The 23,106-nt window shown below is 25.9% G+C and carries 20 protein-coding genes; 19 read left to right on the top strand and 1 reads right to left on the bottom strand.

All coding sequences use genetic code 11. From position 1 onward, the window contains the following. Nucleotides 1-6: 6 nt before the first annotated feature. The 19 genes from I1959_RS14105 to I1959_RS14015 all read left to right on the top strand — a co-directional run bounded on the left by I1959_RS14105 (nucleotide 7) and on the right by I1959_RS14015 (nucleotide 22,614). Nucleotides 7-2,310 (top strand): VirD4-like conjugal transfer protein, CD1115 family, encoded by a 2,304-nt coding sequence (locus tag I1959_RS14105; RefSeq protein WP_195238729.1) that lies wholly within the window; start codon nucleotides 7-9, stop codon nucleotides 2,308-2,310. A gap of 20 nt (nucleotides 2,311-2,330) precedes the next feature. Beyond that, nucleotides 2,331-4,607, top strand: a complete 2,277-nt coding sequence (locus I1959_RS14100; protein WP_195238727.1) for a pLS20_p028 family conjugation system transmembrane protein — start codon at nucleotides 2,331-2,333, stop codon at nucleotides 4,605-4,607. A gap of 259 nt (nucleotides 4,608-4,866) precedes the next feature. Beyond that, the gene (locus I1959_RS14095; protein ID WP_195238725.1) at nucleotides 4,867-5,187 is read left to right on the top strand and encodes a DUF5592 family protein; all 321 of its coding nucleotides are present in this window, start codon (nucleotides 4,867-4,869) and stop codon (nucleotides 5,185-5,187) included. Then, nucleotides 5,174-5,749 carry a DUF5320 domain-containing protein gene (locus I1959_RS14090; RefSeq protein ID WP_195238724.1) on the top strand — a complete coding sequence of 192 codons (576 nt, stop codon included), beginning with the start codon at nucleotides 5,174-5,176 and terminating at the stop codon, nucleotides 5,747-5,749. The genes I1959_RS14095 and I1959_RS14090 overlap by 14 nt, the downstream gene beginning before the upstream one ends. 17 nt (nucleotides 5,750-5,766) lie before the next feature. Next, the gene (locus tag I1959_RS14085; RefSeq protein ID WP_195238723.1) at nucleotides 5,767-7,674 is read left to right on the top strand and encodes a VirB4 family type IV secretion system protein; all 1,908 of its coding nucleotides are present in this window, start codon (nucleotides 5,767-5,769) and stop codon (nucleotides 7,672-7,674) included. A gap of 18 nt (nucleotides 7,675-7,692) precedes the next feature. Then, entirely contained in the window at nucleotides 7,693-8,277 is a 585-nt protein-coding gene (locus I1959_RS14080; RefSeq protein ID WP_195238722.1) for a hypothetical protein, read from the top strand. An 8-nt stretch (nucleotides 8,278-8,285) separates the two neighbouring features. Then, a complete protein-coding gene (locus tag I1959_RS14075) occupies nucleotides 8,286-9,494 on the top strand; it encodes a C40 family peptidase (protein WP_243240053.1) in 1,209 nt (402 codons plus the stop codon). Nucleotides 9,495-9,567: 73 nt separating this feature from the next. Then, nucleotides 9,568-10,476 (top strand): coiled-coil domain-containing protein, encoded by a 909-nt coding sequence (locus tag I1959_RS14070; protein ID WP_195238721.1) that lies wholly within the window; start codon nucleotides 9,568-9,570, stop codon nucleotides 10,474-10,476. 274 nt (nucleotides 10,477-10,750) lie between these two features. Further along, entirely contained in the window at nucleotides 10,751-11,353 is a 603-nt protein-coding gene (locus I1959_RS14065) for a hypothetical protein (protein WP_195238720.1), read from the top strand. A 2-nt stretch (nucleotides 11,354-11,355) separates the two neighbouring features. Beyond that, nucleotides 11,356-11,808 carry a hypothetical protein gene (locus tag I1959_RS14060; protein WP_195238718.1) on the top strand — a complete coding sequence of 151 codons (453 nt, stop codon included), beginning with the start codon at nucleotides 11,356-11,358 and terminating at the stop codon, nucleotides 11,806-11,808. A gap of 2 nt (nucleotides 11,809-11,810) precedes the next feature. Beyond that, complete coding sequence (gene mobP2, locus I1959_RS14055; RefSeq protein ID WP_195238716.1) at nucleotides 11,811-12,980, top strand: MobP2 family relaxase; 1,170 nt, start codon at nucleotides 11,811-11,813, stop codon at nucleotides 12,978-12,980. A 25-nt stretch (nucleotides 12,981-13,005) separates the two neighbouring features. After that, a complete protein-coding gene (locus I1959_RS14050) occupies nucleotides 13,006-13,215 on the top strand; it encodes a hypothetical protein (protein WP_195238714.1) in 210 nt (69 codons plus the stop codon). A 110-nt stretch (nucleotides 13,216-13,325) separates the two neighbouring features. Continuing rightward, nucleotides 13,326-13,478, top strand: coding sequence for a hypothetical protein (locus tag I1959_RS14045; RefSeq protein WP_195238764.1), 153 nt, complete (start codon nucleotides 13,326-13,328; stop codon nucleotides 13,476-13,478). A 166-nt stretch (nucleotides 13,479-13,644) separates the two neighbouring features. Beyond that, nucleotides 13,645-15,477, top strand: coding sequence for an LPD25 domain-containing protein (locus tag I1959_RS14040; RefSeq protein WP_195238712.1), 1,833 nt, complete (start codon nucleotides 13,645-13,647; stop codon nucleotides 15,475-15,477). A gap of 124 nt (nucleotides 15,478-15,601) precedes the next feature. Further along, on the top strand, nucleotides 15,602-16,360 hold the full coding sequence (locus I1959_RS14035; RefSeq protein WP_195238708.1) for a hypothetical protein: 759 nt from the start codon (nucleotides 15,602-15,604) through the stop codon (nucleotides 16,358-16,360). A gap of 808 nt (nucleotides 16,361-17,168) precedes the next feature. Continuing rightward, the gene (locus tag I1959_RS14030; protein WP_195238707.1) at nucleotides 17,169-18,398 is read left to right on the top strand and encodes a radical SAM protein; all 1,230 of its coding nucleotides are present in this window, start codon (nucleotides 17,169-17,171) and stop codon (nucleotides 18,396-18,398) included. A 3-nt stretch (nucleotides 18,399-18,401) separates the two neighbouring features. Beyond that, a complete protein-coding gene (locus I1959_RS14025; RefSeq protein ID WP_195238705.1) occupies nucleotides 18,402-20,054 on the top strand; it encodes an ATP-binding cassette domain-containing protein in 1,653 nt (550 codons plus the stop codon). After that, the gene (locus tag I1959_RS14020) at nucleotides 20,038-21,852 is read left to right on the top strand and encodes a YcaO-like family protein (protein WP_195238703.1); all 1,815 of its coding nucleotides are present in this window, start codon (nucleotides 20,038-20,040) and stop codon (nucleotides 21,850-21,852) included. The genes I1959_RS14025 and I1959_RS14020 overlap by 17 nt, the downstream gene beginning before the upstream one ends. Nucleotides 21,853-22,026: 174 nt before the next feature. After that, entirely contained in the window at nucleotides 22,027-22,614 is a 588-nt protein-coding gene (locus tag I1959_RS14015; RefSeq protein ID WP_195238702.1) for a recombinase family protein, read from the top strand. A 58-nt stretch (nucleotides 22,615-22,672) separates the two neighbouring features. Here I1959_RS14015 and I1959_RS14010 read toward each other — a convergent pair whose 3' ends face one another. Then, nucleotides 22,673-22,858 carry a hypothetical protein gene (locus I1959_RS14010; protein WP_195238701.1) on the bottom strand — a complete coding sequence of 62 codons (186 nt, stop codon included), beginning with the start codon at nucleotides 22,856-22,858 and terminating at the stop codon, nucleotides 22,673-22,675. Nucleotides 22,859-23,106 lie beyond the last annotated feature (248 nt).

Genomic DNA, 23,106 nt, shown 5'->3' with positions numbered 1-23,106 from the left:
GAAATTATGAACATTGGAGAGCGAATTCAAGAATTTCTAAAGTCAAAAAACAAGGAATTTGAAATAACAAGAAAATTAGTAGATAAAGACTTCGCTATAAAGTTTGGAGCTATATCAATGACTTTAGTAATATTAATAACTAATTTAATAGTAGAGTATCTTACTAAATTACCTAATTTGTTTTTAGGTGGAGATAAACCTAGTATATTTGGATTTCTTAATTTAACTTACATAGTTGAGTTATTTCCACTTTATTTAATTATAATTGCTATATTTTCAGCATTATATATAAAGTTAATTTTAGATATTAAAAAGTCTTTCAATGAAATAGCTGATGGACAAAAGGGAACAGCAAGATTTGCTACAAGAGAAGAAATAGCAAGTCAATATAGAGCTGTACCTATTAAAGATGAAGGATTTAAAGGTAAAGGGGGAGTACCGATTGCTAGAGGGTATCATTTCTATAAAGATAATTACGGTAACACAAAAGAAGAAGAAGTAATGTATATAGATGATAGTTCAGTAAACAACATTATAATCGGTACAACTCGTAGTGGTAAGGGTGAAACTTTTGTTGTACCTACTATAGATATATATTCAAGGGCAGAGGAAAAACCTTCAATGGTAATTAACGATCCAAAGGGAGAGTTAATTGCAATGAGTAAAGAAACACTTGAAAAAAGAGGATATGAAGTACTTTTATTAAACTTAACTGATCCAATGAACTCAATGAGTTATAATCCGTTAGAGCTTATAATTCAAGCATATAAAAATGAAGAATTTGGAGAAGCACAGCTTTTATGCCAGACATTGACTTACTCAATTTTCAATGATCCAAATACAAAAGATGCTTTTTGGCAAAATACAGCAATGAGTTTAACAAATGCTTTAATTTTAGCATTGTGTGAAAAGTATATTCCTATAAATAAGGAAGAAAAAATAACTATGTATACAGTAGCAAATATGCTTACGGAATTAGGAACTGTATATACGGATTTTAATGGAGCAGAGAGATATAAAATAGATGATTATTTCAATGAGTTACCTATTACATCAGTTGCTAAGATGCAATATGCTACAACTCAATTTGCTAAGTCAAATACAAAAGGAAGTATATTAGTATCAGCTATGAATAAACTTTCTATGTTCACATTTGAAAAAATAGCAAAAATGACAAGTAAAAATTCATTTGATTTAAAAGATATAGGTTTTATAAATAAAGAAAATGATAAGCCAAAAGCTATATTTATGGCAACACCCGACTATGATAAATCAATTCATGTTATGGCTAGTATATTTGTTAGACAAGCATATTATGTATTAGCAAAAAATGCAACTTTATCAAGAACTGGTAAATGTGAAAGAGAAGTAGTTTTTTTACTTGATGAATTTGGTAATATGCCACCGATTGAAGGATTAGATAATATAATAACTGTTTGTTTAGGGAGAGGAATAAGATTTAACCTTGTAATTCAAGCATTTAATCAAATAAAAACTATCTATGGAGAACAGGCTTCAACGATTGAAGGGAACTGTGGTAATCAAATTTATTTACTTACTACAGATGAAGAAACATCTGAAAAGTTTTCTAAGTTAATTGGAGAACAAACAATTGTAAGTCATTCTCGAAGTGGTGAGATGTACTCACTTGGGAAGAGTCATACAGAGAATTTAGATGGAAGAAGATTATTAAAATCAGATGAAGTAAGGCGATTAAAAGAAGGAGAAACAGTTGTTGTCAGAGGTATAAAAAGAAGTGATAATTTTGGAAATAAAATAGTGCCTAATCCGATTTTTAATGAAGGTGAATACAGAATGAAATATAGATATGAGTATTTATATGATAAATTTGATAATTCTAAGGCATTTATAGATGTAAAGGTAGAATGTTTACACAAAGATATAGATTATGAAAAGTTAGCTTTTTCTTATCAAGATGAAGAAGAAGTTAAAGAAGAATTAGAAAAAAGAGTTGAGGAACAAACTAAGAAAGCAGAGGAATTAAGAAATAACAACCTAAATAGTTTAAATTTTGAAGAAGAAAATAAACCTATTGAAGAAATTAAATCTACTGTAGAAGAAGATAAATCTACTGCAGAAATTAAATTAGAAGAAGATCTTATTAATAAAGTTACAGAAAAAACTTTATTAGAGTCAGAAAAAAAATCTTTAATAGACTATTTAAACAGGTTAAATATAATTGGGGAAGATGAAGAAGAAATCATATTAAATTCAGATACAGTATATGAAATATACTCACAAGTTGATGAAGATATAGTTGAAAAAATAAAATTATTTTTCCCAAAATAAATACATTAGTGAGGTAAAAGATGAATGAAAATCAAATAATAGATATTTTAAGCAATTCAAATATTTTTACATTAGTTTCATTTCCAAACTATGTATTAAGGTCAATTGGTTGGGGAATTATTAAATCGTTAGCTTTTTTATCTAACAACATTGAAAAAGTAGTAAACCGTATTTATTCGCTAAATGGCTTTTTTTCAAGTTCACAGGTTGATAATCTAATACATAGTTTATTCCCTATCGCATGGGGGATTCTAGCAATTGCAATACTTTTTTTAGGCTTTAAAATAATGTTTAATAGAGATTTTAAGTTAAATGGATTAGTTAAAAACTGTATAATTTCTGTAAGTATAGTTATGTTACTTCCACTTGGTATGAGTCAATTATCTAAAATAACTAACTCGGCTATAAGTAGCTTAAAATCAGAATACAACTTATCAGCAGATAAAATTATTAAAGATAATATATATGATTTATATTACTTAGATTCTTTAGATTTCAAGACTAAAAATAAAAATAATATGCCTTCAAATTTAGTTAATTATATTGATATTAATGAGGAAATTGACGAAGGAACAGTAAAAAACAAAGAGGTATTTAAATCTAAGATTTCAGCAGATAAAAACGGTAAAAAAGTTAAAGCTGATTTAAAGAAGGGACTATTTAATATGTTCCCCGAAAATTATTATAGATATAACTTTAGTTTTTGGACTATGATTATATCTTTAGGCTGCACAACAATAACTTTATTATGTACAGCTATTAAAATTGCAAGGATTATATTTGAACTAGGATTTGTAAAGTTATTTGGAATTTTATACTCTTTTTCAGATATATCAACAGGTCAAAAGAACAAAGAAATAATAAGGTGTATAGTTACTAACTTTGCAATTTTATTTGTAATATCAGTTTTATTAAAAATGTATTTATTATTTAGTGCATGGACTGTAGAATCGGGCGAAGGAATTGCACAGTTAATTTTATTAATAGGTGGCTCAATAGCTGTTATAGATGGTCCGAATGTTGTTGAAAGAATACTTGGAATAGATAGTGGAGTAAAAAGCGGTTGGAGTGTATTTACTGGAGCTTATGCGGGAGCTAGTATTTTATCTAAAACAAGTCAAGGTATATCAAAAGCAATGGAGAGTGCTGTAAATGGTATAGCAAGTGTTGGTAGTGGTGCTGTAGGTATGTACAATGGATTTAAAGAAGGTATGAAGCCACTAGAAGAACAGATGAATGATAAAGATAAACCTTCAAGTAATTTAGATGGATTTAAAGAACAAACTAGCTTACATGATGAAATGAAATCACAATCTAACAATGATAATGAGTTTACAGATGCTAGTCAAAGTCCTAATATTCAAGGAGATAGCGAAGCACTTAATAATAGCGAAAATAATATAAATGCTAATTCAAATTCAGATAATGATATAGATAATAACTTAAAATCAGATAACAATTTAGATATGAAACAAGATACCGAAAATAATTTATCTTCAAATATAGATACCAATAATACATCTTCTAAAAATTCAAATCAAATATTAGATAATGAAATTAATGCAAGTGAAGATAAAGGTAATATAAAATTAGATAATAATATTTCAGCTAGTGAAAATAATAAAGCTGATAATTCATTAGAAAATAATTCATTAGAAAATGAAATGGCAAATATAACAGATGCTCTTACAGATAATAGTACATTAGAAAGTGAAATGGGAAGTATGGTAGATGCTCCTATGGATAATAGTACATTAGGAAATGAAATGGGAAGTATGGTAGATGCTCCTATGGATAATAGTACATTAGGAAATGAAATGGGAAGTATAGTAGATGCTCCTATAGATACTAATACATTAGGAAATGAAATGGGAAGTATGGTAGATGCTCCTATAGATGCTAGTACATTAGGAAATGAAATGGGAAGTATGGTAGATACCTCTATAGATACTAATACATTAGGAAGTGCAATAGATACTCCTATAAATAATAGCTCTATAGAAAAAGATATGAGTAACTCAAACCTTAATAGAGATACAGGAAATGAATCTCAAAGTATAAATAACAATACAAGTTCACCTAATGTAAGTAATTCAAATATAGATGTACAACCAAATCAAGTTGAAAAAATTAAATCCCCTGTAGAGCATAGAACTCTATCAGAGCATTTAAAAAATAATATGCAAACTAACCCAACAGTAAGAAATATGCAACAAAGTTATGATATAGGAAGAAATACAGGAATGAAAATGGCTAGTTTAATAAGAAATAGAAAAAATAAAAAGAAGGATAAATAGAATTTATTAAAGATAGATAGTTTAGAACTATCTATCTTTTTTATTGGTAAAACTTAATTAAATGAATAGAAATATATTATGATTGGAGAAAAATTAATAAAAAGGTGAAAGAAAAAGGATTTAAGAAGAAAGATAGATTAAGCCAATATGATACTAATGTAAATATGAATTTGAATGGGGATTATGTTAATTTCAGATTAACTTTTGTTAAAAAATAATGAAGTTTTACCTAGTAGGAAAAACTATTCTAAATTTAAATATGAAAGGAAATTATAAAATGATATTTATTATTCCTAAAGAAATCGCTAGTGAAAATAAATTATGGAAAAGTATCTATATAAAAGATTTTGTAGCAATTATAGGTACTTTATTTTTTGCTTGGATAACAAGTGCTTCAATATATAAAGGATTGGTACTTTTTTATTATATATTCTTATTAAGTATTTGTATTATTTTAATAAGTAAAAGCACTAAGAATCCAAATAAAAGAGTTTGGCAATCAGTTGCAATTTTGTTTATGAGAAGTAACCGTACTTATCATTCTGTAAATTTTGAGGTGAGAGATAATGTTCAAGAGTAAAGACAGCGAAAAACAAAGATTAAAGGAAGAAAGGAAAGCTTTAAAAAAGGAATTAAAAGAGTTAAATAAATCTATCATAGATATTTTTCCAATAGTTGATGAAGAAGAAGGCTTTTTTAAAACTACATATGGATATATGAATATATATCAGATTCAAAGTAAGGAAGTATATTCATTAAATGACGATGAAAAAGAAAAGCATATTTGCGATTTTTCTAACTTCCTAAGACTTTATGCAGAAGATATGAAAATAATTTGTATGCAATTTCCTGTTAATACTTATCTTCAACAAGAAAATATAAGAAAAAAATTAGCTAATACATCTAATCCTATGTTTAAGCATTTTTTAAATCAGAAACTTAGAGAGTTAGTGTTTTTAGAAAAACATAGATATAATAAAGAATTTTTTATAATGATCTTTGCAAAGGACTTAAAAGACATACAGGAAAAAGAGCATTTTTTATTTAGGCTTAGTAATGAAAGTATCCCAATAAGCTCTATAGATTATGAAAAGAAAATTAAGATATTATTTAAACTTAGCAATCAAAATTCAAAAATATAATGAAAGGAGCAATAAAAATGTTATTTAAGAAAAAAGAAATTAATCAAATAGATTTTAACCCTAAATTAGTAAGTAAAATACAAGCACAAGGTGGAGTAAAGTTTGATGAAAGGATTATACAAAAAGGAGATGGCTTTGAAACAGTAGTACATTTATACGATTATAAACCACAAGTTCATCCTTTTTGGCTTATCCAATTAACTTCTATGAAAAATGTAATAACAACTATAGATATAGGTACAGAAAAGAAACGAACAGCTCTTAAACAGATAAATAAATCTCTTATAGAACAAAGAAATAGGTATAGAGAGGAAACTAATGAGGTTAATATAATAGAAGCTCAAAGTACTTATAATAACTTACATAATTTAGCTGATAGAATAACAAACTCGGGGGAAGTTATTAAATTAGTGCATATAAGATATTATATTTCAGCAAAAACAAGACATGATGTAGAGTCAAGGGTAAAGGAATTATTAGATGATTTAGAAAACATGGGGTACAGAGCCACAATATGCTTAAATGAACAGGAATATGAATGGCAATCACTTTTTAATGGATATATGGAACAAATAAAATTTAAAAATAAAAGAACAGGAAAAGCAATACCTTCTACCTCATTAGGTGGAGGTTATTTTTTCCATTTTACACAATTAAATGATCCTACAGGAGTATTCTTAGGAACTACTTCAACAGGTGGAAATATGTTATTTAATCTATTTACTAAGACAAATAAAAGAAAGTCTTACAATGCCGTTATAGTAGGTATGATGGGAGCTGGGAAATCTACACTATTAAAAAAATTAGTAGAAGATAATGCAATACAAGACCAAACGATAAGAATACTTGATATAGTTGGAGAGTTTAAAGACCTTGTAAGAGCTTTAGGGGGTAGAAATGTATCTTTAGATGGTACAGATGGTATGATAAATCCATTACAAATACTTGCTACCATAGTAAATGATGTAACATATGAGGTTAATCATGAACAGTCTTATACAGTCCATTTAGCGAAAGTAAGTACTATGTATAGATTTTTAAATCCTTCTTGCTCTAATGAGGAACAAAGAGAATTTGATAAAATACTTGATGAATTTTATGTACATTGTAATATAGAAAAGCATAGAGCCTGTGATTATGAAGTTACACAGTATCCAACAATGAGTATGTTTTTAAATTATATAAAATCTATTTTATATTCAGATGTAGCATCAGAAACTCTTAACGAAAGAATTTCTATAGCAAGACGAGAAAGACTTGATAGTATTTTATTAAATATTGAAAGTATTGTAAGAGATTATCCTAAACTATTTGATGGACATTCTACTGTAAAAGATATAACTAATGAGCCTATAGTATCTTTTGATTTAAGAAACCTTACACAGTTTGATAATAGAATTTTTAATGCACAAATATTTAATATTTTATCGTTACTTTGGAATAACTCATTAGTTCAAGGTAGAAAAGAAAAAGATTTATTTGATAGAAAAATACAAACTTTTGATGAATGTAAAAAGTTCCTAATACTTATAGATGAAGCACATAGAATTATAAACTCAAATAATCCTACAGCAGTAGAGTATCTGACAGGTTTTCAAAGAGAAGCAAGAAAATATTTTGGTGGATTAGTTTTTGCAACACAAAGTATAAGGGATGTCGCTCCGGCTAACCTAAATAGCGAAATGTTTGAAAAAATTAAAACTATGTTTGATTTAACACAGTATAAATTTATAATGCAACAGGATAGTAATGCTATAGAAACTTTAGAAAGAGTATTTAGTGGTCAATTATCGGAAAGTGAGCTTACATCTATTCCTAAATTAGAACAAGGACAATGTATATTATCTATAAATGGACTTGGTAATATCTCTTTTAACGTTGAGGTAAGTTCAGAAGAATTAGATTTATTTAAAGGTGGAGCATAGGATTGGAGATTAAAAATAATGGATAAAAACAGAAAGAAAAATTTAAAAATATATTTAGTTTTTTTAATTAGTTTTTTAATATTTTCAATCTATGGATTTATAAAATTTAATGGAAATGCTAAAGAAAAAATTAATAACTCTAAATCAATAAAATGTAATTTAGATAATAAAACTGATAATGAAACTGAAAATAAACCTATTGAAGAAGTCGGAAGTGAATATAAAAATAAATCTATAGATATAGTTAAAAGATTTTTGAAATCATATCATTTGATAGAAAGTACAAAGCCTATAAATGAATTTGAAAAGGCAAAGGATATAGTAGCAGAACAGCTTTACTTAGAGTTAGAGCAAGAGGTAATAGGTAATGCTTCTGTTCCAAATAAAGGCTTAATTTATAGGACTATAGAGAGTATGAAAGTATATGATTACTCTTTTGATAATGAAAGTAAGGAGATACATGTTAAAGCAGATGTTTATTCTAATTGGTTAAATGAAAATAAGAAAATATCTGCAAAAAATGAATTAACAAAGTATGATTTTTTAATAACTAATTTTAGTGGTGATTGGAAGATTTCTCAAATTACTACAGAAATATATTAGGTGATATTATGGTGAGTCAAACACTTCAAAATAACTCAAATGGAAGTAATACATTTAAAAGAATAAATACAATTAAGTTAATTATAAAGATGATAATTTCTACAAATTTATCATCTTTATTTTTTATTTTTGTTTTTATATCGGGATTAATGATGTTCATTGGGGCAAGTTCTTCTTCAAATACAGGAACAGGAGAATTTGCTAATGGCTCATTAAGTGGTGTACCAGAAGCATTTATTCCTTATTATAATGAAGCATCAGATATATATAAAATTCCTAATTGGGTTTTAGCAGCTATCACAAAACAAGAAAGTAATTTTAATCCTAATGATTCTTATGGTGGAGCTTACGGTCTTATGCAAGTTCAAAAATATGACTCGGGATGTGGTGAGGACTTATGGCAATACTTAATGAACTTAGGGTTAGCAGATATATATAAGAAGGCTGGCTATTCTTTTTCTAGTTCGGAAGATATGTGGAGAATATATTTACAAGACCCAAGGGCACAAGTAATAGGTGGATCATATGAGATAAGATATTATGCAAATTATGTTTTATATAAGCAAAATAAAGTTAAGAAACTTGATTATAACAATAGTGAAAATATGAAGCTAATTAATTGGCAAGCTAGTCCAAATGATTGCGAATTTAAAGATACTTTAAGAAGAATTTTTGCTTGTTATAATGGTGGACCACGATATGGAATGAATGTAAATTTAGATAAAGCGAGGTTTAATTATCCAAATAATGTTTTTGGATATGCTATGGAGTTTAGAAGCACAGCTTTAGTTGGAAATATTGTTAAAGGAGATAATACTACAATTGAAAAAGCAATTCAAACTGGTATGCCACTTGTAGGAAGATGCCCTTATGTTTGGGGTGGTGGTAGAACACAATCAGATATAGATAAAAGACGTTTTGATTGTAGCTCTTTCGTTCATTGGTGTTATGCTAGTGCGGGCATAAATTTAGGAGATTTTCATTCAGTAGTTACAGATAGTTTAGTTACATTGGGAACGAAAATAGACCCTAAAAATATGCGAAGGGGAGATATAATTTTCTTCAATACTTATAAATATAATGGTCATGTTGCTATATATTTAGGTGGCAATCAATTCCTTCATTGTGGCTCTAGTAGAGGTGTAGAAATAAGTAAACTAGATAGTCCTTATTGGACTAAAGTTTTCAATGGAAATGTAAGAAGGGTTGTACAATGATTTAAAAATTTATAAAAAAAATAATTGAAAGTTTATATAAAAGTTTAACTTTTAAAAGGAGATTTTTTTAAGAATGTTAAAGGATCATATAGAAAAAATAGTAAATATTTTATCAGAAAAACTGAAAACTAATAAGTCTATATTTTATTATGTTGTTCCGATTATTTCTGTATTAGGATTATTATTTTTTATTAATTCAAAGGCTATGTTTAGTAATAGTGGAGATATGAAAATTAGAAGTACTCCTTTAAATGAAATACAAGTTACAGACTCTTTACATGCAAAAATATTAAGTAGAAAATATAATCCAATAACAAAAACTGTTGAGTTTATTATTTATACAGAAGACTCAAATAATATAGATAAAAAAGATTTAAAATTTGAATTGAGAGAACAAGAAAGTCCAAATGTGGTTATCCCTACTAGGTATCAAAAAATAGATGCTAATTACTATGTAATTCTTGCTAATGTAAAGAAAAATTGGAATGTACTTTCTTTATCCTTTGGCTATGAAAGTGCTGATAATTCATCTATGAATGAAGATTTAGAAGATATAGATATAGACAATTTAGATACCTCTACAAAGGACAAAAAATCTCTAGTTTCTGTTGTTAGAATTTATTCAGATGCTAATGATATTAAAAGTAGTTCTTTCTTAACAGAGAAGAAAAAAAGTAAATATATTTCAGAAATTATGGATTTAGAAATTGATTTTATTAATAAAGATATAGATAAATTAAATAAAAAAATTGAGGAAGATAATTCAAAAATGAAAGATGCAGAAAGTAAGATAGTAGAACTTAAAAATGATATAAGATACCAAACTGAAAGTGAAAAAAATACTACAGAAGCAAATATAACTAAACTAAAAAATCTTATAAGTTCTACAAGAGATTTAGGAGAAAAAAGAGTAGATAGAGTAAAGGAACTTAAAGAAAAGATTAATAAATTAGAACAGAAAAAAATGGATTTTGGAGTATAAAATTTCCCCCTAAAGGGGGTTATTTTGCGAAGGCAATCAGATGGCAATTATGATGGCAAATGTGATGGCAATTAAATTTTTAATGGGGACATGATTTTTTAAAACAAAATGAGAATATTACTGGGCTTTGCCCAGTTCCCCTTTGTAAATGGGGACAAAAATTCCTTATGCTCTTTTTTTTGAAGCACTCAAAAAAAACATAAAAAATATTTTCGCATTTTAAAATATTTTTTGAGCAATCTTTCTTGAAAAATTTTTGGAGGTATTAATATATATGGAGATAAAAGTTAGATATCTTAAAGAAGATATAGTAAATAAAATAGATAGTCTAGCAAAGCAAGAAGGTTATAAATCTAGGAATGAATTTCTAGCTAAAAAAATAGAAGATATAGCCTTTCAAAATGAAAAGAATCAATTAGAAAAAGAATATCTTAATGTAATGAACTTATTAACCGAAGTAATTAAAAATCATACAAATATACTTAGCTCTTTCATGGATCAGTTTGTCATAGATGCAGAAGAAGCCTACAACATAGATTTAAATTATAATGATATAAAAAATAAACTAAAAAAAGAAAGTATTAATTTACATCTTGAAGAAGAAACATCAGAAATTAAAGTTAGAGAACTACCTATTAATGTAATTACTAGAATAGATGAAATGTCCAAAGAAAGAAATACCTCTAGGAATGATTTTTTAATTAAGTATTTAAGTCAATTAACATATTCAAGTTCCGTTAAATTGGTGAATGAAAAATATGAATATACAATTGAAAAAGTGCTAGGACTTTTAGATTTTTCTAATAGAGTTCTAGCACTTTTTCACGAAGAAAATTATATAAACACATCAGATTTTTATGAAGGAGATAATTTATAAACATGAAAAATAAAACCACTATTTATTTAACAGATGATGAAAGAAAATATATTGACGATTACAAAAATACATATAAAAAAGGTTCAATGAGTGAAGCTATATGTTGTATGATCTCGGAACATAAAGTTAAATCTGAACTACCTATGCAAGCTATGTATGAGTTTATAGCTAAAAAGGTATCAGAGGAATTAGAATCCACTTTAAAAGATTCTATAACAAATAAATTGATAAATACATTAAAACCACAACTAAACTCTTTAAAATTTGCTACAAATTCTACTAATAAAGATACTCAAATTCTCTTAGAACTTTTAAATGGTATCTACTATAAAGAAAGTTACGGTGCTATCCCTACTATTGATAGCCTTCCTACAATGGCTTATGAAATGTCTAAGGAGTATGTTGAAGGTAAGATTAAAAATAAGCACTATAAAAATAGTAATACTCTTGATTAATTATGAGTGGTGTTAATCAATCCCCAGGGGTAGTTGTTGTATCTAAGTTTATATCTTTTAATTCAAAAACTTTTAGTTCTTATATAGATTACATGGATAGAGAGGAAGCTAAAAGAAATAAATCTTTTAATAGATATTCCCTATATAATGATTATATGGGGAATCCTAAAAAGACTACAGGATTATTTAATAAAGATACAGATTTAATGAACGATAATGAAAAATTAGATGCAAAGGAGCTGTTTGTTAAAGCTCAAAAAAATAAAAGTATTTTGTGGCAAGATGTATTTAGTTTTGATAATAAGTGGTTAGAAAAACAAGGACTTTATAATCCTAGAACTAAGGAGCTTGATGAAAAAAAAGTTAAAGATGCTGTTAGGAAGTCCATTGGATTTGCTGTTGAAAAAAAATGTATTGCTGAAACTTGTGTATGGAATGGAGCTATACATTTTAATACGGATAATATACATGTTCATGTGGCAATATGTGAGCCTAACCCTACTATTCAAAGAGGAAAAAGAACTCAAAAAACTCTTGATATTATGAAAAGTAAATTTGTAAATGAACTTTTAGACTCTAAGGAAAATTTCCTAGATATTAATAATATAATAAGAAAAGATATTGTAGATAGTAAAAAAAATTCTAAGATAAAAGAAGATAAAAAGTTAAAAGAATTAACTAGAAATGTTATTAGAAATTTACCAAAAGATAAAAGGCATTGGCACTATGGATATAATACTATGAATGATGCTAAAAAATACCTTGATGAAATGACAAAGTATTATATAGATACTTATAAGAAAGATGAATTTAAAGAGTTAATTTTAAAACTAGATAAACAAGAGGATGTATTCAAGGAAACTTATGGAGTTGGTCAGAGAAGCAAATTTAAAGACTATAAAGAGAATAAAATTGATGAACTATATAAACGTATGGGTAATGCTTTTTTAACAGAAATAAAGGCTTATATAAAGCGAGAAGATGAACTTGATAAGATTGTTAATCAGAAAAAAATTAATAAACTATATTCTAATAAAAGTAGTAAACTTATAATTAGTAAAAAGGAACTTAAAAATATAGAAAAAGCTCTATCAAATGAATTTGATAGTATTAAAAACATGGACTATTACCAAAGGTTACAATATAAAATTGATAATGGTATTAACATATAAAATAAAATGAAAAGAGGTAATTTTTATGAACGAAGATTTCATAACATCAGATATTCCTAAAGCATTTATTGATAAAATAGGAAAGGATTATGTAATCATAAAAGATATTAATAGTAAAGAAGAAATGGAAATTAAGGTTGAAGAAGGTCTTGCTGAATACTTCAAAAATGAATTTCCAAATGGTGAGGTTATCTATGTACTTTACGATAAAGAGAATAAAAAATTAATATTATAAATTATTTTTTGACTTATTTAATTATGATATAATAAATAATAGGAATTGAAATCTATAGAGTGGTGTTCCAAAACTTCTATCCTACTTCTTAAAGGAAGGAGGTGAGAAGTATGGAACTAAAGATAATCGTTGGTGCTTTAAGCACTATATGTCTTGGTCTTTTGACTAATTACATATACGATAAATTAAAAAACCACTCTAGTCGCCCAACTAAGAGTGGTTTTGAGCTTGACATAAAAATCAAGTTCAATAGAAAACATTAATATTCTTCAACTAATAGGAATATCACTCTACTGCGAAATAGATTCAATTCCTTTTTATATTTATATTATATCACAATCTACAAGACTTTAAACCTAATTTTTGAGAGAGATAAAACAATCAGTTTTATCTCTTTTTTAATTTTATAAAAAATGGAGTTGATATTTTATGAAAATGAATGAAAAAATGATTAATGATACAGTTGATACAGTTGTATCTTCTGTTAAATTCTTGTGTGAAAATGACTTAACTTATCTGCAACTTGATAGAAAGTTAAATGCTTTAAATGAAAAAATGGATACACTTCAAACTTTAGTTGTATATAGTGATGATGATAAATTTACTAAGACTGTATGTGCCATGCAACTTGTAACTGATAATTTAAATGATGAATTTAGAAAAGGTCTTGGAACTACTTTTTCAAATGAATTTAGAGATAGACAATTAGATTTTCTTAGAAATATATCTTCATCTTTTGATGTAGAATTAAAAGATATAAGCAATATACCTTCAATAGCTGAAAGTAAAAAAGAAATAGAAAAAGAGTATAAAAAGAAAGTAAATAACACTAAAAAGGAATATAAAAAAGAAACTGTTAAAGAAACTGTAGATGATATTATAAAGGAAACAAATGAAAAACTTGATAGTTACTTTAACGATCCCGAAGATATGAAAGAATACTTAAAATATATGTCTAAGTTTTATAAATATTCTATAGGAAATTGTAGTTTGATTGAAAAACAATTTGAGGGTGCTGAAGCTGTTGGCTCTTTTAAATTTTGGAAGGATAATGGCTTTTCAGTAAATAAAGGAGAAAAAGGAATACAAATATTAGTACCTGCTCCAATTAAAAAGTTTATAGATGAAAAAGGAGAGGAAAGATATTTCTTTACAGCAACTAAAGAAGAAAAGGAGAAAATAAAAAAAGGTGAATTAAAAGAAGCTCCTAGTGGAATTACTTATAAAAAAGGTTATGTATTTGATATAAGCCAAACAAATGCAACAGCAGATGATTTACCTAAATTATTTCCAAATAAATGGCTTGAAGGAGAAATAAAAGATTACGATAAATTTTATAATGCTATGGAAAATGTTGCTGATGCTATAGGAGTAAAAATTATACCTCCTAAGCAAGAATTAGGAGTTGTTAAGGGTGTAAGTTATACATTGACTAGAGAAGTTGCTTTAAATCCTCGTAATAGTCAATTACAGAATGTAAAAACACTTTTACATGAATTAGCACATGCAAAATTACATACAGCTACAACTCACTCTAACTATACTAAACAAGAAAAAGAGTTCCAAGCAGAAATGACAGCATTTACTATTTGCTCTTACTTTAATATGGATACTAGCGAATATTCTCTTAAATATTTAGATAATTACACAAAAAATACTGACATAAGAGAAAAGAAAAAACTTTTAAATGAAATTAAAGATACTTCTAAAGAATTTATTGAAATTATAGAAAATACTTTAGCTAAAGATATAGAAATAACTAAGGATATAACTAATGATTCCGATTTAGATAATGTTACTAATGATTCAAATACTATAGATGATACACAAGTTGTTGCAGATGTTGAAAAGCCTGTAGAGCCTAAAGAACAAATATATGTTAAAATTTTATGGTCTGAAAATAAATATTTAGATGATGATTCAATTTTCACATTTGATGCGGCTAATGATATATTTGATACATTAACAGAAATTAATAAAGCTAATAAAAAGATGTTTCCAAATGATTATATAGGTTATGACAAAACAAAATTTGAACTACACTTTAACAAAGAGTGTACAGATAAGTTTTATACAGGTCGATTTGATATTGGAGATGGCTTTGCTAATGATTTAAAAGAGCATATATATAAGTCTGTAGATATTCCAGAGCCATACATGAAAATTTCAGAAAAGCAGAAAGAAATTTTATTTGCTATTCTTGAAATTAATCCTAAAGACTATACAAAATCTAAAAATAAAGAGATGGATCATACTCTATAAAAAATACAGCAGATGTAATACGTCTGTTATTTTTATATAAATAATAATATTACCCTATTTTTATATCTACTAAAAATAGTAAAATATAAATAAAAAATATTAATATAGGGGAGAATGATTTCAGATGAAAGATATTGTTTTTGATAAAGTACCAAATATACACCATTGGTACGATTATGCACCAGAAGAACATCACTATTGCTTATATAGTCATAACTTACTAATGGCTTGTCATAAAATAGAAGATGTTTATAGATCTATGGGTTTAGCTAGAATATGCTTAGAGAATATTAGAGCTGAAGACTTTGGAGAGCTTATAGATGGTAATGATGAATTAAGTAAAGCTGTTATGAGGTCTACACTTATAAATAACAGTATCTCATATTACAATTACTGTATAGATTTATCTTGGCAAGTTTTATGGTTATACTATAACCCTAATATAATAGAATACTCAATTCATAAAAGGGAAGATTACCTCAATGCTACGAAGGATTGTAACCTTGAGGGATTAAAACTTCGTTTAGCCTTAGCAAAACAAAATAAATTAAGTACATATGCAGAAGATTTTTTTAATAAAAAAACAACACAATGTATTAGAAAGAAATATAATTACATAAAACATAGGGGTATTTATCATATTGATGGATTAGGAGCAAATGATAAGGAATCCTTACTAAATCATAATGGATTTAAATTACCACTACTATATAGAGAAGAGTTAAATTTAGATAATATTATGAGTGAATTGATTGAGTTTGATAAATCTTTCGTAGAATATTTTGAATTTATAATAGAAAGTGTAGTTCCAAAAGATTATTTAGAATGTACTGAATGTGATATGAATGATTATATTAAATATATAGATACGTTAAAAAAATAAAACTTAAAAAAAGGTGTCGAAACTTAACGGTATTGACACCTTTTTTATGTTTAGTATTCTCAATATAATATTCTTGATTCAATAATTTGAGAAAATCAAACAAATATAAATTGATATTATGTATGTAAGAAATCTACTAAAAAAATACAAATTACTTTAATAAAGTTAATTTGTATTTCGTAAACCTCTCCATATGTATCTAAACTATTTAAATTCGATTTATTTCTTAATAATAATCTGCAAATATAAATAAAAAAGAGCAATTCAACTTCTGATCTATTTATTTTACTAAGATTGAATCTCTTTAATCAAAATGATGCTAAAATTAGATTACAAAAAAGTTACAAAATTCTAAAATTACTGCAAAAAAAAACATATAGCACTACTATTTAATTTGTTGATATATTTAAAACATTTAAATACTTTAGATATCAATGTAGAGCTGAATAAAATACTCGCTCTATTTATGATATATAACTTACTTTTTCATAATTATATAAATTATGAAATTTAATTTACTAAAGGGGAGGTTTATAAATCTATGAAATTACTATTTGTTAAGTACTCTGGTTCCACTAAAGTATCACCTTTACATCATCTTTGCGGAACTAGTAAAACTCAAAATACTTCTGGCCGTTGCTAGATAACATTAAAATCATGCAAATTTTAGTACTTTTAAAATTTGCATGATTTACTCTTAAAAAACAATTTAATACTAATTTGTTATAATAAATTATATAAATTAAATAAAATTAAAAGGAGAGAATGTTGTAATTATAACATATATATTTACAGCATTAAAAAAAATATGTTCATAAAATTAAAAGATATTTGGAGTATTCATTACTTTGATGATTATTCTTATCTTATTTTTAATAATGGATACTTTATGGTTTTAGATCCTGTACAAACATATATTATAAAAGCTCTTATTACATCTAACTATGAATATGAGAAAGCAATAGATTTTATAAAAGAAGATTTAGACATTGATATAGATCAGGTAAAAAATACAGTAAATATTGTAATATGTGACTTAGACCATATACTAATAAAACAAGAAGAGCCTAACAATAACCCTATAATAACTTCAGGCAAATCAGGTCTATACTTTCCTGAATCAATACAAATATCTTTAACTAATGTTTGCAAGCATAAATGCAAACACTGCTATAAGCTTAGTCAATATTCTGGTAAGCATTTAGATTATAATATTTTAGAGAAATTCTTAAATTATATATACCCTTATTGTAGTAACATAAGTTTAACTGGTGGAGAGCCATTTGAGTACAAAAATATAATTACATTATTAGAAAACTTTGGAGATAAATTTGATCTCTCTATAACAACTTCTGGATATTTTGAAAAAGATATACCATATGAATACTATAAAAAGTTTTCTTTAGTCCAAGTGACTTTATATGGTTCAAATTCATATCAACATGATAGTTTTGTAGGCTTAGAGGGATCATTTGATAAAGTAAAAGAATTTATTACTTTATTGGTTAATAATAATATAAATACAATAGTAACTTATCAAAGAAAAACTAATGATATATCAGAAATTGATGAATTAATAAAACTATGTATTAAATTAGGAGTTAAGAAAGTTATGATAGGGGAGATACTACCCGTTGGTCGTTCTGAAAAGAATAAATTACATATTGAAAATAATGATAGAGAATCACAAATGAATGAATTAAAAAATAAATATATAGATAATATAAAAATTATTTTTGATAAGTCTGAAAATATCGTTCCGGAAAACGATTATTTTTTCAAATGTTATGCAGGATTTAAACAATGGCATATAGTAGAAGATGGAAGAATTGTCCCCTGTTCACTAGTTGATTATGATTTATTTGAGATGGGAAATATTTTTAATGAAGATAGTTATATGTCCTTAATCAAGGATGGAGTGTATGAAAAAATACAAAGTAGATGGCTAAATGATAAAATAGAAATATATAATACTTATAAAAATCGTGGAATTAATATAAGTGATATCTGTAATAAAATTGAAAGTAGTTTAATTTAGAATATGAAATTTAATATAAAAACAAAAATACTATTTATATCTGTATTTATATTCTCTGGATTACTTATTTTATCACAGACTCTACAAATATATATGTCAAAGCTACTGCTAGATGAAACGATTCTATCCACACATAAAAATATTACATTAAATATAACTCTTTTTATTTTTTCTATATTATTTTGTCTATTTTGTGAATTTATGCGAAAAGATATTACAGCAAAATTAAAAAAGGAATTATTAATCAGCTTAAGATCATATGCTTGTGAAGGCATCAAACTAAAAAATAGCAGCAAATTTTTAGAAACAAATATTCAAGAATATATATCTATTTTTAATAATGATATAGAAAATATAGTAGAAGATTACTATTTAAACTTGCCAGTTATTTATTTTCAAATTCTATCGATAGTAATTTATTCTTTTTTCCTATTTATATTAAATCCTGTAATTGCAGTCATTATTGCATTGTCAAATGTATTAACTGTATTAACACCATACTTATTCTCTAAAAAGATACAAAATGGAAAAACAAAATACCTAGATTGGCTAAAAAAATATAATGTAAACCTAGGCGATTTCTTAAAAGGTCAATTAGTAATAAGAACTAATAGTATAGATGATCTTTATGATGATATATTAAATGATAAATCACATAAATCAGCTGAGGAAGAATATGCTGTTAATCGATTAGTAACTTTTTCTGATATGACTACAGGATCTGTATCATATTTAGGATATATTTTAACATTTATTTGTGGAATTCTAATGATAGGAAGTAAAAAACTTACTTTTGGAGGATTGCTAGCAAGTATTCAAACAAGTGATTTATTAGTTGGACCATCTATATCACTAGCATCTCAAATAAATTACCTAAATGGAATGAAATCTATTAAAAATAATTTCTTTAAATCATTTAGCACTGAGGAAACAATTAAAAATATTAACTTAGACAAATTTGATAGTATATCATTGGAAAATGTAAATTATAAATATGAGTCTGGATTTGAGATTTCAGATATTACGTATACTTTTTATAGAGGTAAAAAATACCTTATTTATGGAGGTAATGGCTCTGGTAAATCTACAATATTTAAGCTTTTACTAAATATAGTATCTCCAGATACGGGAAAAGTAATAGTAAATGATATAAATTTAGAAAAAGTTTCTAACACTAGTTATTACAAAAATATTGGTATAGTTCTTCAAGATCCATTTTTATTTAATGATACATTAATTAATAATTTAACTTTATTTAGAGATTACGATAAAAATAAAATTATTGAGATTTTAAGAAATCTTAACTTAGAACATTTAACAGAAGATATTTTTAGTAATAGATTGTATCATGAGAATAAATCTAATATATCTGGAGGAGAAAAGCAAAAAATTTGTTTGGCTAGAGTTTTATTAGAAAACAAAAAATTTATATTTTTAGATGAAGCTACAGCGTCTATTGATAATACTAGTAGTGAAGATATCGAGAATTTGATACTTAAAGATCCAGATATCGGAATAGTTAATATAGAACATAAGATTAATAAAAATTTAGTTAAATTTTATGATGAAATTATATGTATGGATAATGGTAGAATAAGTAAAATTATTAAAACTGATGAAGAAAAGGAGAATTTTATAAATGGCTTGTATGAATAAGTTTAAAGATGAACTCCCTAATAAAACAATTGAAAAAATAAAAAATATACTTAGCGATTTAGGTTGTGAAACAATAGAAGAATGGTCTCCATCTGGAGTTAATAATTTATTTTCAGTTCGAGTTTATATTAAGGGCACTAACATTGCAGCTAACGGAAAGGGAAGTATAAAAGAGTATGCTTTAGCAAGTGGTTATGCAGAGCTTATTGAAAGGTTACAAAATTTAATAAATTTTAGATTGACAAGCTTATTCTTTTTATTCACAAAAGATAATAAATTTGATATAAGTCCAGATGAAATTAAATATAATTCTTTTGATTTAAGTAAGTATGATAATAAACCATGGCTAAAACAAGCCTTTGGTGATATATTTCAAGATGAAATATTATTGAAAAAGTATTTTATGCTACAAGAGTTTACTGATTTAGAAGAAGTAATATATTTACCATTTAAAAATATTACCAATGATGAGGATATGCCAATGCCAATTCTATTATTTGATATTGTTTACGGTACAAATGGTATGGCTTCTGGAAATTCAAAAGAAGAAGCAATGGTTCAAGCCTTATCAGAAATTATTGAAAGAAAAGTAACTTGTGAAATGCTCAATAGTGAAACTACACTACCTGATATAACTTCATACGTAAGGAATAGGTATGAAGTTATAAATGAGATTATTAGCAATATTGAGAGTAGTAAATCTAATGATGAATGCTTTAGTGTGAGTATTAAGGACTGTAGTTTGAATAAAAACTATCCTACGATATCAGTTATATTATTTGAGAAAAAGTCAAACAAGTATTTTGTTAGCCAAGGAACACATCCAATACTAGAAGTCGCTGTTGAAAGAACTTTAACTGAAATAATGCAAGGTAGAAACATTAAAGAAATAAGTTATATGATGTCTGATTTAAATGATGATTATTCAAAGTATGATCTTTACGAAAATAGAAAAGGAATATTTAAAAATGGAGAAGGAGTATATCCATTATCGGTATTTAGTTATACCGGTGATGCTACACCTAATTCTGAAATTTGGAAGTATGATTTTAAAAATAATAGTGAAATGTTGAATTCGCTAATTAATTTAATAGAAAATAAAGGGTATAGTATTTATTATAGAGATGCAAGCTTTTTAGGATTTAATACATATCAAATAGTGATACCAGGATTTAGTGAAATAAATAATAGATTAATTAAAGACATGGATAATTTAATTGAGCAAAAGAGAATGAGAGACTTATATAAAAATATAAATAACTTAAGCAAAGATGAGATATATGAATTTGTTAGTCTTTTAGATAGAGACCTATTCAGTCCTGAACTTTCATTAAATGAGATTCTTATACTGCCTTTGACTGAGGTCAATCCATTACATAATATAACTAAAGACTGTTTGTTAATAATATTATATTCTATAATTGAAGATTACGAAAATGCTTATAAATCATCTTTGAGATTTTTAGACTTTATAATTAGAAGTAACTCTGATAAAGAAATTGTTGATTACTATAAAAATGTATCCTCTATTTTATACATGAAAAAAAATAATTTAAGCAATCAAGAGATAAGAAATGTATTAACTAATTTTCATGAAGATAATATAATTAATGCATATTTGGAAGAACTTGACAAGGATAATATAAGAAAAAATTTACCTAAAGTATCCTGTCCAAACTGTACTGAGTGTGATATAAATCAATATTGTTGTTTTGAAAATGATAAAGTTCTTTATAATAAGTTGATGAATATGCAAAAAATATATTTTAGCAAAAAACATGTTATGTCTCATGCATAAAGTATATTAAATCCTATTAATGATATAATAAAATCAATGTCTTCTACAAAAAGGTGTCATAACTTTACAGTATTGACACCTTTTTTTTAATTCAGTAAAATCAACATATTAAAAGGTGTCATATATTAGTGTCATAAATACATCTTAAAATCAATAAGTAAAGGAAGATTTTTTATGTTTTACGGTTATGTAAGAGTATCTACTAAAAATCAATTAGAAGGTTTTGGATTAGAAGCTCAAAAAAATGAAATTTTAGAAAAATATCCCGATACTAAAATTTTAGAAGAACAATTCACAGGGACAAAATTAGATAGACCTATTTTAAATGAATTACTAAATACTTTGAAAGAAAATGATACTTTAATTGTTACAAAGTTAGATAGACTAGCTAGAAATACAGTAGAAGGTATTCAGATTATAGAAGGACTATTTAAAAAAGGAGTAGCTGTTCATGTTTTAAATGTAGGTTTATTAGAAAATACTACAATGGGTAAGTTTTTCCTTACTACATTATTAGCTGTTGCAGAAATGGAACGAAATATAATAATAGAAAGAACTCAAAGTGGAAAAGAATTAGCAAGACAAGACCCTAACTTTGTAGAAGGTAGACCTAAGATTTATAAAAGAAAACAAATAGATCATGCTTTATCTTTATTAGAAAATCATACATATAAACAAGTTACGGAACTTACAGGAATAAGTAAATCTACTTTAATAAGAGCAAAAAATAAAAAGAAGCTTTTAGATTCTAAAAAACCTTAATTTTAATATAAAATTTATTGTAATATAAATAAAGTGCCAATTTGGCACTTTGTTTATATTACAGGCGAATACTTCTAACTATTTTATATCTTCCTCCTTGGTCTAAATCATCTATACCCAATTCTAAGTAATCAAATTTCTTTTCACGTCTTTTCGTAAATGCTTTCTGTCCTTCACCTAAATTTTCAAATTTGTGTACCTCATATTCTGTACCATTCTTAACATATAAAATTATTTTTTTCATTTTTAAAATCCTCCTTAAATTAAACTTATTAGTATCAAGTTACTATGCCCCCCTGTCGGGTTGTTTCTTGTTGCCATAAAGCTTTCATTTCCGAGTGCTTTGTCAATGTAACAAATAAAAAAATTTTATTGCAGCTAAACTTGTTTTAGCATCAATAAAAATTTTTTATTTTGGAATTGATAAAGTAAGGGAGGTAAATGATATGCTGTTGGGGGCAAGAAACTGTAATAATAAAAAATATAAAAATA

The sequence above is a fragment of the Romboutsia sp. 1001285H_161024_C4 genome, from assembly GCF_015550185.1.
Taxonomy (GTDB): Bacteria; Bacillota; Clostridia; order Peptostreptococcales; family Peptostreptococcaceae; genus Romboutsia_C; species Romboutsia_C hominis.
Note: the sequence above shows the minus strand (reverse complement) of the source record. Positions and strands in the feature narration are given on the sequence as shown.